Source organism: Clavibacter quasicaliforniensis, from assembly GCF_051201715.1.
Lineage (GTDB): Bacteria > Actinomycetota > Actinomycetes > Actinomycetales > Microbacteriaceae > Clavibacter > Clavibacter seminis.
In genome coordinates this window covers 3,146,603-3,159,108 of sequence record NZ_CP139624.1, presented here as the reverse complement: position 1 = coordinate 3,159,108, position 12,506 = coordinate 3,146,603, and the positions used below count along the sequence as shown (strand labels likewise).

Here is a 12,506-nt window from a genome sequence, read left to right as displayed (position 1 = left end):
GAGCCTATCCGGGCGTCGGAGGGGTGCGCGTCGCGGCGGGCGCGGCGCCGGTGCCCACGGCGGGTGCGGCGGTCGCGGAGGCCCGGGTCACGGATCCGCGCGCGGCGCGGCGGCGGCCCTGCGAGAGGAGCACGCCGAGGAGCACGAGGACGGCACCCGCGGGCTCGTTCCAGTGCAGGGTCTCGCCGAGCACGAGGATCCCGAGCGCGACGCCGACCACGGGCGTGATGTACGTGACGGTGGAGGTGGCGGTCGGGCCCCACGCCAAGAGCACGTTCATGTTCCAGAGGTACGCGAGGCCCGTGCCGACGACGCCGAGCACCACGAGGCTGAGGACGACGGGCAGGTCGAGCGCCACCGGGCCGGTCGCGAGGAACGGGGTGGCGAGGATCATCGCGGCGGCGCCCATGCCGATCTGCATGAACGCGGTGACGACGCCCGGGATGCCGCGGTGCGTGAGGAACCGGCGGAGGTAGCCGAACGTGATCCCGTAGCAGAGGGCCGCGCCGAGGCAGGCGAGCTGGCCGGCGAGCTCGAGCAGCGGCTGGCCGGACGCGGTGGTCTCGGCGGACGGCGTGAGGCGCCAGGGGCCGATGATCACGACGACGCCGACGATCCCGAGCGCGATGCCCGCGAGCTGCCGGCGGCCCAGCCTCTCGACGCGGAAGGCGAGCGTCGCGAGGAGGGCCGTCATGATCGGCGTGGTCGCGTTGTAGATGCTGGCGACGCCCGACGTGACGTGCTGCTCGGCCCAGGCGAACAGCGAGTAGGGGATGGCGGATCCGACGACGCCGACCACCGCGAAGTGCAACCACACGACGCGCTCCTTCGGCAGCGGGAGGCGGCGCGCGGCGACGATGAGGCCGAGCGCCAGGGCGCCGAGCACCAGCCGCGTCCACGACACCTGGCCGAACGAGACGCCCTCGAGCGCGACCTTCATGAAGAGGAAGCTGGCGCCCCACACCGTGCCCATGGCGGCGAACTGGATCGCGATGCGGCGGCCGCCGGCGAGCGCGAGCGGCGAGGCGGCGGATGCGGGCGCGGGGGTGGGCGCCGATGCGCCGCGGGGTGTCACGTCGTCAGCGTATCGACGGGGTGCGACGTGGATCAGCGGCGCGAGACGCTCGGCCGTCCGAGACGCTCGGCCGGGATCGCCACGAGCAGGACGAGCAGCGCCCAGGTGCCGACGCCGGGGATCGCCGCGGCGAGCACGAGGGCGAGGAGCATGAGTCCCGCGGGGATCCAGCGGCGGCGGCGGAGCGAGGCGGTCGCGGCCTCCGCGGCGTCGTCCTCGGCGCCGGCGCGGTGGGCGAGCTCGGCGACGATCGCCAGCGAGGAGGTGGCGACGACCATCGTGCCGATGTAGATCACGACGCCGAGCCGGTCCACGCTGGTCGTCCCGACGATGAGCACCGTCGGCAGCGGCAGGAAGACGATGGCGGCGAGCCAGGCGAAGTTCATCCGCATCATGCCGCGCGTCGCCGACGTGAACCGGCCCCAGACGGAGTGGTGCGCCTGCCACAGGCTCGCGATCACCACGAAGCTCAGTGCCGCCGCGCCCAGCGGGGCCGCGTTCTCGCGGAGGAACCCGAGGACGCTGTCGCTGGCGCCGTCGCGCGCCGTGTCGACGAGCGGGAGCACGACGAGCGTGATGGCGATGGCGACGACCGCGTCGCTGAAGGCGACGAGGCGCTCGAGTCCGCGTTCCGGGGGCATGGGGCAATCAGATCATGCGCGCGGCTGGACCGCGGCAGGCGCCGGCGTGATCTCCTGGACGGATGCGCCTCCACATCGACGAGACCGGCACCGGGCCGCGCGCGGCCGTCCTGCTCCACGGGCTGATGGGATCCGCCGAGAGCTGGTGGCGCATCGCGCCGCTCCTCGTAGCGCGCGGGTACCGGGTGCTCGCCGTGGACCTGCCCGGCCATGGGCTGTCGGACCGGGATCCGGCGCTCACGATCCCGCGGGCGGCCGACGCGGTGACGCGCGCCGTCGCGGACGCGGGCGTCGAGCGGCCGGCGCTCGCGATCGGGCACTCGTTCGGCGGGATCGTGCTCGGGGAGGCGTTCCCCGAGCGGCGCCCCGAGGTCGTCATCTACGTGGATGCGCCGCTCGCGCCGGCCGGTGGTGGCGACCCCGTCGAGATCCGGGACGCCTACGAGCGCGACCGCCGGAACCGGACGGCCGAGGCGCTGCGGATCTCGCGGCCGGAGTACTCCGAGCGCGACCGCGAGGTCGAGGGCCGCGCCGCGGAGCGCTTCGACCCGGCCACGGCCGCCGCGCTCGCCGCGGTCCCGTCGTACGCGTGGGCGCCCGAGCCGGGATCCATCGTCGTGCGGGCCGACCCGAGCCGCTTCGTCAGCGCGGAGGAGGCCGCGCGCCTCGCGGCGGTGGGCGTCGACGTGCGCAGCATCCCGGGCGCCGCGCACTCGGTCTGGTACTCCCACTTCGCCGAGTTCACGGCGGCGCTGCCGGAGGCGTTCGGCTGATCCCCGTCCGGCGTCGCAGCGACGGGCGAGCAGCACCCCGCCCGACACGTGCGAGCATCGGGCCATGACGACGTCGTCCGCTCCCGTGCTCGTCACGGCGAGGTTCGCGCTCGAGCCGCTGGTGGTCGCGCACGCGCGGGAGATGGTCGGTGTGCTGGCGGATCCGGCCTTGTACCGCTTCACCGGGGGCGAGCCGCCGTCGCCCGCCGCGCTCGAGGTCCGGTTCGCGCGGCAGGCCGCGGGGCGCTCGCCGGACGGATCCGCGCGGTGGCTCGTCTGGATCCTCCGCGACCGCGGCACGGGACGGGCGGCCGGCTTCGTGCAGGCGACCGTGACCGGCGGCGCGCCCGCGCGGGTGGCGGAGGTCGCGTGGCTCGTCGGGACCGCGGCGCAGGGATCCGGCGCGGCGGCCGAGTGCGCGGCGGCGATGGTCGCGTGGCTGCGGGAGGACGGCGTCCGCGTCGTGCGGGCGCACATCCACCCCGACCACGCGGCGTCCGAGGCGGTCGCCCGGCGGCTGGGGCTCGCGCCCACGGACGAGCGCGTCGACGGCGAGGTGCGCTGGGAGACGCGGGAGGCCTAGGCGCTCGCGGGCGGCGGATCGCCGAGGTCGCACACCATCCAGACGGTGTCGCCGTCCTCGGGATCCGGCGTCACTCGGCCGCTCTCCGCGAAGCCCGCCTTCCCCAGCACGCGGAAGGACGCGGTGTTCCACCGGCGCACGGTCGACCAGAGCCGTGCGCGGCCGGACGCCCGGGCGGCGTCGACCACGGCGCGCGCGGCCTCCGTCGCGAGCCCCGAGCCGTGGACGACGCGGAGCAGCTCGAACGCCATCTCGGGCTCGTCCACGGAGGCGCTGCCGACGACGAGGCCGCAGTAGCCGATCGCCCCCGGCTCGTCCCGGCGCTCGATGGCGAGCAGCCCGATCCCCGTGCGGAGCGACTCCTCCGCCTGCACCGTGAGGCGGTCGCGCACCTCGTCGCGGGACGGGCGGCCCTCGTCGTCGAGGCGCCGCCTCGCGGGGTGGCGGGGATCGCGCTCGGCCCAGAGACGGTGGACGACGTCGACGTCCGACGGGCCCAGCGGCCGCATCCGGAGGCGGGCGGTCTCGAGGAGCGCGGGCAGCGGGGACGCGGTCATGCGTCCACGCTACGTGGCGGGTGCGCCGGGTCGGCGGCGGGCCTCGGCGAGCGGACACCCGGCGGATCAGTGGACGGCGAGCTCCACCACGAGCACCGCCACGCCGAGCACCGCGACCCCCGCGAGCACCAGCAGCTTGACGCCGAACGCCACGCGCAGGCGCCGGACGGCCACGAGCGTCACGACCACCAGCGTCGCCACGAGCACGATCGCGATGATCCGCAGGGCCGTCGCCAGATCGAGCGCGCCGAGGGCGGAGAGCCCGAGGATCGCCATCGGCGCGGGCAGGGCGCCGAGCGAGCTCGCGGCGACGTAGAGGATGTGCCCGACGTCGCGTCGGTCCGGCACCTCCCCGTCGCGCACCATCTGCGCGATGTACTCCGCCACCGACACCGCGAGCAGCGTGCCGACGACGGTGAGCAGCAGGGTGAGCGCGGCGCCGCCGACGGTCGCGTGCTCCGCCTCGCGCTCGGTCGCGATGGTGACCGCGAGCGCGGTGAACGTGACGTAGATCCGCTCCTTGAGCGCCTCGGAGCGCTGCTCGGCGTCGGGGGCGCGGCGGGCGCGGGGGTCGGGGGCGGGGTGCGGATGCGGGTCGGTCACGGGATCAGGCTAGGCGCGCCTCGGGCAGGCACCGTATGCGTGGGAGCATCGGATCCATGAGCGATGCGACCGCGCCCGTCTCCCCTCCCGACCGCGAGGCCGCCGCGCGCATGTGGGCCGCGTACGCCGAGGCGCACCCGCAGGCCGTCGCCGCGGGTCCGGAGCACACGGTCGAGCACTTCGGCGACCATGCCCGGCTCGCCGACGAGCTGCTCGGGATCGTGCTCTCCGGCCGGAAGCGGGCCACCGCCGAGCTGGTCGCCGACTTCCTCGCGCGCGGCGATGAGGTGCCGCGCATCGGCTCGCACTGGATCGCCTGCGACAGCACCGGGGCGCCGCGCATCGTGATCCGCAGCACCGAGCTCCGCGTCGGCCCCTTCACGAGCGCCGACGCCGCCTTCGCGCGCGACGAGGGCGAGGACGACCTCTCGCTCGAGAGCTGGCGCACGCAGCACCGGATCTACTGGGAGCGCGTCAGCGCGGCGCGCGGTGCCGTGTGGTCGGAGGACGACGAGATCGTCTTCGAGCGCTTCGCCCTGGTGTGGCCGCCGGAGCACGCGGACCCGCGGTGATGGGTCTGCGGAGGGCGGCGGCGCTCGGGGCCGCTGCGGTCGTGCTGGCCGGCGTGCTCTCGGGTTGCGGTGCGCTCCGGTCGGACCGCTGCCTGCCCGCGCCGCTCAGCGCATCACCCGCGACGGTCGCCCCCGGCGGCACGGTGACCGTCTCGAGCCCGGCCGTCGACTGCGACCTGGGCTACGGATCCGGTCGCACGCACACCATCGCGGTCAAGAGCGACGCGCCGCTCCCCGGCGGCGGGGTCGCGTCCCTGCGCGGCGAGGGGTTCGAGGTGGGCGCGGACGGCGCCTTCCGCCGCGACGTCGTCGTGCCGGGGGACATCGCGCCCGGCCCGGCCTCGATCTCGGTGCGGGGCAGCGCCATCGACGACTGCGACGACGGCGAGGGCTCGTGCGCGTCGTACCAGGTGCCGATCACGGTGACGGGGTGACCGCGCGCACCTGGGCGCGCCTCTGGTTCGCCGCGCAGGCGCTCGGCGGGGCCGCGTGGTGGATAGCCGTCCCGCTCGTCCCGGCGGTGCGCGTCGCGACGCTCGGGTCGCTGGATCCGCTGCCCGTCGCCCTCCTCGACGTCCCGCTGTTCGTGGTCGGGTCGGCGCTGGCCGCGGCGGGGATCCGGTGGGCGGCCGTCGTCGCGTCCGCGTGGACGCTCCTGGTCGCCGTCGCGCTCGCCGCGTACGCGACCGTCACGACCGAGGCCGGGATCGGCGTCGTGATCATGGCCGCGGCGGCCCTCGGATCCCTCGTCGCCTGCGCCCTGCTGCTCGTCGGCCGGCTGCCGACCCGGTGGGCGCTCATCGGCCCGTTCGCCGCGCGCCCGGCCGACGCGAGCGCGGCCACGTCCCGGCACGTGCTTGCGACGGCGGCGCAGATCGTCGTCTTCTGGGGCTCCTTCCTCGTGGTCGCGCCGCTCGGGATCCGCTGGCTGGAGCTGCGCTGGCGCGTGGCCGTGCCGCTGCCGTCGTGGTCGCTGCCCGTGGGGATCGCCGTGCTGGTGCTCGCGAGCGCGCTCGGGATCTGGTCGGCCGCCGCCATGTCGACCCGCGGCGGCGGCACCCCGCTCCCGGCGGCGACCGCCACGCGCCTCGTGATCGCGGGCCCGTACCGCTTCGTCCGCAACCCGATGGCGCTCGCGGGCGTGACGCAGGCTGCGGCCGTCGGGCTGATCCTCGGATCCTGGCTCGTGGTCGCCTACGCCGTCATCGGCTCGTCGCTCTGGAACCACGTCGTGCGTCCGGGCGAGGAGGCGGACCTCGAGGCCCGCTTCGGGGATCCGTTCCGCCGCTACCGCGCCGCCGTGCGCTGCTGGGTGCCGACGTTCCCGGGCGTCGCGGCGACGCCGCGCTGACGCACCGGCCCGACCGGCGGAGGATGGACGCGATGGCTGACACCGAGATCCCCACGACCACCTTCCCCGACGGCCGCAGCGCGGTCGCCCTCGCCCAGGGCACCTGGAACATGGGCGACGCGCCCGCCGCCCGCGCGACCGAGCTCGACGCCCTGCGCGCCGGCCTCGACGCGGGCCTCACCGCGATCGACACCGCCGAGATGTACGGCAGCGGGCGATCCGAGGAGCTCGTCGGCGAGGCGATCACCGGACGCCGCGACGAGGTCTTCCTCATCAGCAAGGTGCTGCCGTCGAACGCGTCCCGCCGCGGCACGGGCGAGGCCGCGCGCCGCAGCCTCCGCCGCCTCGGCACCGACCGGCTCGACCTCTACCTGCTGCACTGGCGCGGATCCCACCCGCTCGCCGACACGGTCGCCGCGATGCAGGAGCTCGTGGAGGAGGGCCTGATCCGCGCCTGGGGTGTCAGCAACCTCGACGCCCGCGCCCTCGACGAGCTGGCCGCGATCCCCGGCGGCGACGCCGTGCAGACCGACCAGGTGCTCTACAACCTCGTGCAGCGCGGGCCCGAGGCCGACGTGATCCCGTGGGCCGGCTCCCGCCGCATGCCCGTCATGGCGTACTCGCCGCTCGACCAGGGACGCCTCGCGACGGATCCGGCCCTCGCCGCCCTCGCCCAGCCGCTCGGCGTGAGCGCGGGTCAGCTCGCGCTCGCCTGGGTCCTCCGCCAGGCGCCGCACGTCTTCGCGACCGCCAAGGCCGCGACCGCCGCGCACGTCGCCGAGAACCGCGCGGCGCTCGACCTCGTGATCCCGGACGAGACGCTCGCGGAGCTCGACCGCGCGTTCCCGGCACCCGAGGGCGCGGGTCCGCTCGCGATGTACTGACGCGCGCGGCACGGATCAGGCCCGCGCGACCCCCGTCACGATCCACCGGTCGCCGCGCGCCCGCAGGCCCAGCGTGAGCGCCCGCGCGCCGATGTAGACGAGGCCGAAGGCCGCCCACAGCGCGAGGAGGGCGGGGGTGCCGGCGACGCGGCCGGTCTCGGTGAGCCAGGCCACGAGGATCAGCGCGGGCGCGTAGATCGCGAGGTTCACGAGGCCCGCGAGGGCGAGGTAGCGGGCGTCGCCGGCGCCGATGAGCACGCCGTCGAGCACGAAGACGTAGCCGGCGACGGGCAGGCCGACGGCGAGCACGAGCGTCACGGCGGTGAGCATGCGGTGGATCCCCGCGTCGCCCGTGAAGACCGGCCCGAGCAGCGGCGAGAGGGCCGCGAGCACGAGGCCGAGGATCGCGCCGAGGCCCACGCCCCACTGCACGAGCCGACGGGACACGGCGCGCACGCGCGGGACGTCGTCGGCGCCGAGCCCGTGGCCGACGAGCGCCTGGCCGGCGATCGCGAGCGCGTCGAGCACGAACGCGACGGTCGAGAAGAGCGTGAGCGCGATCTGCAGGGTCGCGAGCCCGGTGACCCCGAGGCCCGCGCCCACCGCGACCGTCGCGAGGATCGCCGCCCGGAGCGACGCCGTGCGCACGAGCAGCCAGCCGCCGGACGCCGCCGAGCGCGCGACCCCGCGGATCCCGGGCCGCAGCGTCGTGCCGGTCTCGCGGGCGGCGCGCACGGCGATCACGACGAAGACCGCCGCCATGCCCCACTGCGCGATGACGGTGCCCCACGCGGATCCGGCGATGCCGAACCCGAGCCCGTAGATGAGGAGCGCGTTGAGCGCCGCGTTGGCCGCGAAGCCGGAGACGGCGACGACGAGCGGCGTGCGCGTGTCCTGGAGGCCGCGGAGGAGGCCGGTCGCGGCGATGACGAGGAGCATCGCGGGCATCCCGGCGAGCGAGATGCCGAGGTAGGTGCGCGCGGCGTCGACCACGGCGGCGGTGGCGGCCGGATCCGCGTCGGCGCCGCCGGTGTCCGCGAGGGCGCGCACGAGCGGATCCGCGACCACGAGCCCCACGACCAGCACCACCGCGCCGAGGGCGAGCGCGAGCCACAGGCCGTCGATGCCCGCGCGGATCGCGCCCGGCCGGTCGCCCGCGCCGAGCCGCCGGGCGACCGTGGGGGTCGTCGCGTAGGCGAGGAAGACGAGGAGGCCGACGATCGTCTGCAGGATCACGCTCGCGATGCCGAGGCCCGCGAGCGGCGCGCTGCCGAGGTGCCCGACGAGCGCCGTGTCGGTGAGGAGGAACAGCGGCTCGGCCACGAGCGCGCCGAGCGCGGGCACCGCCAGCGCGAGGATCTCGCGGTCGAGCGGGCGGCGGATCCGCAGGCGGCGCCCGGCGGATCCGCCCTCGGAGGCGCCTGTCAGCGGACTGCGTGCGCGAGCCGCTGCACGACCCCGGCGGTCGCTGCCGTGAAGGCGCGCGCGACCTCGGGGTCGAGCGAGGCGAGCGAGATCGGGCCGCGCTCCGCGATGTGCGCGTCGTACGGCACCGTGAAGATCTGCGCCGGGCGGGCGTCGTCGAGGATCCGGTCGATGCGCGCGACGACCGCGGGATCCTCCGGGCGCCCGTCGTGCAGGCGGATGATGATCGCGTTGTCCGCGAGCATCGCCGCGTGACCGCCGAGCTCGCGCAGGAAGTCGAGCAGCGCGACGGCCTCGAGCACGGCGTCGCCCGCGTTGAGCACCGGGACGACGAGCACGTCGGTGACCTCGATCGCGCCGCGGAACGCGGACGACGACGGCTGGTTGCCGGAGTCCATCACGCGCATCGCGTAGTACTCGTCGATGAGGCGCGAGACGCCGATGACGTCGTCGCCCGTGAGCTCGCGGCGCGGCCCGACGGACGCGACCACGGAGGCGAAGCTCGTCTGCGGCGCCGTGTAGCCGGCGAGCTGGCCCGCGCTGTGGATCTCGTCGCGGTCGCGCACGAGCTCGCCGAGCCCTCGGGTCGGCTGGCCCTCGGCGCGGTAGCCGAGCGCTCCGGGATCGTCGGTGACCTCGACCACCGCGACGGATCCGCCGCGGATGGAGCCGAGCACGCCGCCGAGGATCAGGGAGGTGGGCGTCTTGCCGACGCCGCCCTTGCGGTTGGCGACCAGCACGCTGACCGCGCGCGACCAGGTGGCCTGGCGGATCACGCGCTCGTCGCCCTGGCGTCGCGTGACCTCCGCGTTCGCGGCTGCCTCCTCGGCGCCCGGGCCGATCTTGAAGACGCCGCCCGTGATGCTGTTCATGAAGCCGCGGAAGCCCGTGCGCGCGACGGCGGGTCCACGCGGCGCGCGCTGGCCCGTCTGCTCGGGGAAGAGGGTGAGGGCGCTCGTGGCGGCGTCGGCGCGCGGCGTGCGCATGGCGTAGCGCTGGGGATCCGCGTCGGGGAACGCCGTGAGGTCGGTGCCGGGGCGCGGGGCGGCGGCGGGATCCTCGATGTCGTCCGGCGCGGCGGGGAGCGAGGCGACCGGGGTCGGCTGGGGCTCCACCGCGGCGGCGGCGGGCGGGCGGGCGGGCGGCGCGTCGTCGAGGGGCGCGGCGTCGTCGCGCGCGGCGGGCGACTCGGCCGGGGCGGGGCTCGTGCGCTCGGCGTCCGCCGGCTCGGGGCCGGACAGCTCCGCGCTCGGGCGCAGCGGCATGCGGAAGGGATGCGCGTTCACGACGTGCGGCGCCGGGACCGCCCACGCGGATCCGGCTTCGGGGGAGACGACGGCGTCGAAGGGGGTGGACGCGGCGGCGGGTCGCGCGTCGTCGTCCGCGTCGTCCTCCGCGGGAGAGGGCGCGGCGGCGGCGGGCACGCGGTCCTCGGGATCCACGTCGTCGTCCTCCGCGTCGTCGAACAGCTCGTCGAAGGCGTGCATGCCGACGATGACCTCCTCGTCGGGCTCGGCGCCGGACGCGTCGGCGTCGCGCACGTCCGCGTCATCGGCCTCGGGAGCCGCGGCCTCGACGGGAGCTGCGCCGGGGCGCACGCGGTCGGGCCCGAACAGGCCGCCCTCGGAGGTGCGCGGCACGGCGGGGAACGGATCCACCCAGCGGTGCGCGTCGCCCGACGCGTCGGCGGAGCTCCGCTCCATCTCCTGCTGGCGGCGGCGCAGCTCCCTGCGGCTGAGGAGGGGAGGCTCGGATGCGCCGCCGTCGCGGTGGCCGGTGTCGTGCGTGTCGTCGGTCATGTGGCTCGCCTTCATCGTCCCCGCCTGCGCGGACGAGGCTACCAGGGGGCGGTCGGGCACCCGGATCCCGCTGGCGCCCCCGCGGCCGCGCCCCCGTCGGGGAGCCTGTCTCCCCATGCGGCGGATGCCCGGATCGGCGTCGGTTAGGGTCGGCACGTGATCCCGGAGCCGACCCTCGACCGCCCCGCCGGCGTGCCCGTCCACGCCGCGCCCGCGGACGGCGGCGCCGGGCCCGACGCGCCCGTCCCCGCGCCCGCCGGCGACCGCTCGGCCGCGGTGTCGTCCGTCGCGACCGAGCTCGGGGTCCTGCTCATGCAGATCCGCACGCTCCGCGTCGAGGAGGCGGCCGCGTTCCACGCCGGCCTCCAGCCCGGCGCGTTCGCCGTCGCCCGGTGGCTCCGCACCGACGGGCCCGCGTCCGCCGGCGCCGTCGCCACCGGCCTCCTCATGGACAAGAGCTCGGTGAGCCGGCACCTGCGCGTGCTGCGCGAGGCCGGCTACGTGCAGGACGAGCCGGATCCCGAGGACCGCCGCTCCACGATCCTCACCCTCACGCCGCTCGCCGAGGAGCGCCTCGCGCAGGTGCGGATGGGCACGCGCGAGCGGCTGCAGAACCGCCTCCATGCGTGGGACACCGATGAGGTCGAGCAGTTCGCCGGCCTGCTGCACCGCTTCAACGTGTCGCCGCGCGACCGGCCCGCGGACGCCTGACGCGGACGCCTGAGGGCAGCACCGGCGGGTCCGGACGATCAGCGAGGCCGGCTCCTCCGATCCTCGTCGGGGAGGTCCTCGGGGAGCCCGCGGGAGAGGCGGAGCCTCTGGGCCTTCCGCTCCACGCGGTAGAGGTGCCACCCGGCGAACGGGGCGAGGAAGGACACGGCCACGAAGAACCACTCGACCGGAGTGAGCACCCTGTCCCCCGGGGTCTTCGCCATGAGGCCGGCATCCTGCGCGATGAGGATCCCGATCATGACGAGCACGAAGACGGAGATCGCCGACAACGCGATGGAGAGCGCCAGGAGCCCCCTCGCCGAGGTGACCGTCAGCCTCCCCGGGTTCAGCACGAAGAGGTCGCCCTTGTAGACGCCGTACTCCTCGCGCGTGAGACCCCGACTCGCGGCGTCCGCGTCGGAGAGCCTCCGGAAGACGCCGGGGCGGCGCGGGTGCTTCCTCGCCCACAGCGCGTTGACGATCGAGAGCACGATGGCGGCCACGGGACCGAGGAGGGCGATGCCGGTGGGGATCATCGCGAGCAGGTGCCAGACGCGCCCGTCCGCGTCCAGCATCGCGCCGCTGATGAGGATGGACACGACGAAGATCACCGGGGCGGCGAGCAGCGGCAGGATCCACGATCGACGCCAGCGCGGTCGGTCTGTCGCGGATCCGGGAGCATCGGTCACCGGGGAAGTCTCTCAGCTCAGCTCAGCTCTGCTCAGCACGGATCGCGACAGTCCCGATCGGCCTCAGCCGGCCTGGTGCACCGCGTAGCTCGCCACGAACCCGAGCACCGTCACGAGCCCGGTGAGCGCCTGCGCCTTGCGGAACGCCTCGGGGATCATGGTGTCGCAGATCATCGCGAGGATCGCGCCGGCCGCGAACGCCATCACGACCGACTGCCCGCTCTCCGGCAGGCCGCCGAGCAGCGCGTAGCCGCCGAGCGAGGAGAGCGCGCAGACCACGGCGATGGATGTCCAGAGCCCGAAGGCGTAGCGCGCGCTCCGTCCGCTCTGCTTCAGATCCGCGGTGCTCGACATGCCCTCGGGGAAGTTCGAGATGACGACCGCGACGAGCACGCCGATGCTCAGCGCCCCGCCGCCTGTGAGGCTGAGGCCCTGCACGGCCGTCTCGGGCACGCCGTCGAGCAGGGCGCCGAGCGCGATCCCGACCCCCGTTCCGCCTCCGCCGCCCGACTTCCCGTGGTGCTTCTTGCGGAACCCGCCGTGCTCGAGGATCTGGTCGAGCACCACGTACACGACCGCGCCCGCGACGAAGCCGCCGAGCGTGGGGATCACGCCCCCGCTCGCCGCCGCCTCGTCGACCAGGTCGAAGGACAGCGCCGAGATCAGCACGCCGGCGCCGAACGCCATCACCAGCGCGACGACCTCGCGCGGCACCTTCACGAACCAGGCGACGAGGGATCCGACGACGAGCGACAGCCCGGAGAGCAAGCCGGCGAGACCGGCCAGGAGGAGAGGCGACATGCCTCCGAGGATGCTCCTCGCATGCGGCCCCGTCACATCGGC

The 12,506-nt window shown here is 75.7% G+C and carries 15 protein-coding genes; 7 read left to right on the top strand and 8 right to left on the bottom strand.

Translation table 11 applies throughout. The features are described 5' to 3' along the window. Window positions 1-4 precede the first annotated feature (4 nt). Window positions 5-973, bottom strand: coding sequence for a DMT family transporter (locus NL142_RS15115; protein ID WP_435081609.1), 969 nt, complete (start codon window positions 971-973; stop codon window positions 5-7). Between the two features lie 134 nt (window positions 974-1,107). Beyond that, the gene (locus NL142_RS15110) at window positions 1,108-1,716 is read right to left on the bottom strand and encodes a TMEM175 family protein (RefSeq protein WP_435080356.1); all 609 of its coding nucleotides are present in this window, start codon (window positions 1,714-1,716) and stop codon (window positions 1,108-1,110) included. A 62-nt stretch (window positions 1,717-1,778) separates the two neighbouring features. Here NL142_RS15110 and NL142_RS15105 point away from each other — a divergent pair, with 62 nt between their 5' ends. Together NL142_RS15105 and NL142_RS15100 are read left to right on the top strand one after the other, a co-directional pair. Beyond that, window positions 1,779-2,489, top strand: coding sequence for an alpha/beta fold hydrolase (locus tag NL142_RS15105; RefSeq protein WP_435080355.1), 711 nt, complete (start codon window positions 1,779-1,781; stop codon window positions 2,487-2,489). 64 nt (window positions 2,490-2,553) lie between these two features. Then, entirely contained in the window at window positions 2,554-3,072 is a 519-nt protein-coding gene (locus NL142_RS15100) for a GNAT family N-acetyltransferase (protein WP_435080354.1), read from the top strand. Here NL142_RS15100 and NL142_RS15095 read toward each other — a convergent pair. Both NL142_RS15095 and NL142_RS15090 read right to left on the bottom strand, forming a co-directional pair. After that, window positions 3,069-3,629: a GNAT family N-acetyltransferase gene (locus tag NL142_RS15095; RefSeq protein ID WP_435080353.1), complete on the bottom strand. Its 561-nt coding sequence runs from the start codon at window positions 3,627-3,629 to the stop codon at window positions 3,069-3,071. The genes NL142_RS15100 and NL142_RS15095 overlap by 4 nt on opposite strands. 66 nt (window positions 3,630-3,695) lie before the next feature. Further along, the gene (locus tag NL142_RS15090) at window positions 3,696-4,232 is read right to left on the bottom strand and encodes a hypothetical protein (RefSeq protein ID WP_194684187.1); all 537 of its coding nucleotides are present in this window, start codon (window positions 4,230-4,232) and stop codon (window positions 3,696-3,698) included. A 56-nt stretch (window positions 4,233-4,288) separates the two neighbouring features. On the opposite strand from NL142_RS15090, the gene NL142_RS15085 reads away from it, so the two are divergent. The 4 genes from NL142_RS15085 to NL142_RS15070 are packed head-to-tail and all read left to right on the top strand — an operon-like array spanning window position 4,289 to window position 7,039. Continuing rightward, entirely contained in the window at window positions 4,289-4,804 is a 516-nt protein-coding gene (locus NL142_RS15085) for an ASCH domain-containing protein (RefSeq protein ID WP_435080352.1), read from the top strand. Then, a complete protein-coding gene (locus NL142_RS15080; RefSeq protein ID WP_435080351.1) occupies window positions 4,804-5,238 on the top strand; it encodes a hypothetical protein in 435 nt (144 codons plus the stop codon). Before NL142_RS15085 ends, NL142_RS15080 begins: the two co-directional genes overlap by 1 nt. Beyond that, window positions 5,235-6,155, top strand: a complete 921-nt coding sequence (locus tag NL142_RS15075) for a methyltransferase family protein (RefSeq protein WP_435080350.1) — start codon at window positions 5,235-5,237, stop codon at window positions 6,153-6,155. The genes NL142_RS15080 and NL142_RS15075 overlap by 4 nt, the downstream gene beginning before the upstream one ends. A 23-nt stretch (window positions 6,156-6,178) precedes the next feature. After that, entirely contained in the window at window positions 6,179-7,039 is an 861-nt protein-coding gene (locus NL142_RS15070; protein WP_435080349.1) for an aldo/keto reductase, read from the top strand. 15 nt (window positions 7,040-7,054) lie between these two features. Here the strand turns inward: NL142_RS15070 and NL142_RS15065 are convergent, their stop codons facing one another. Then, a complete protein-coding gene (locus NL142_RS15065) occupies window positions 7,055-8,383 on the bottom strand; it encodes an MATE family efflux transporter (RefSeq protein ID WP_435080348.1) in 1,329 nt (442 codons plus the stop codon). 80 nt (window positions 8,384-8,463) lie between these two features. Next, window positions 8,464-10,263, bottom strand: a complete 1,800-nt coding sequence (locus NL142_RS15060) for a MinD/ParA family ATP-binding protein (protein WP_435080347.1) — start codon at window positions 10,261-10,263, stop codon at window positions 8,464-8,466. Between the two features lie 156 nt (window positions 10,264-10,419). On the opposite strand from NL142_RS15060, the gene NL142_RS15055 reads away from it, so the two are divergent. Further along, the gene (locus tag NL142_RS15055) at window positions 10,420-10,974 is read left to right on the top strand and encodes a MarR family winged helix-turn-helix transcriptional regulator (RefSeq protein ID WP_435080346.1); all 555 of its coding nucleotides are present in this window, start codon (window positions 10,420-10,422) and stop codon (window positions 10,972-10,974) included. Window positions 10,975-11,012: 38 nt separating this feature from the next. Here the strand turns inward: NL142_RS15055 and NL142_RS15050 are convergent, their stop codons facing one another. Both NL142_RS15050 and NL142_RS15045 read right to left on the bottom strand, forming a co-directional pair. Continuing rightward, window positions 11,013-11,663: a hypothetical protein gene (locus NL142_RS15050; protein ID WP_435080345.1), complete on the bottom strand. Its 651-nt coding sequence runs from the start codon at window positions 11,661-11,663 to the stop codon at window positions 11,013-11,015. A 63-nt stretch (window positions 11,664-11,726) separates the two neighbouring features. Beyond that, on the bottom strand, window positions 11,727-12,464 hold the full coding sequence (locus tag NL142_RS15045; protein WP_435080344.1) for a ZIP family metal transporter: 738 nt from the start codon (window positions 12,462-12,464) through the stop codon (window positions 11,727-11,729). Window positions 12,465-12,506 lie beyond the last annotated feature (42 nt).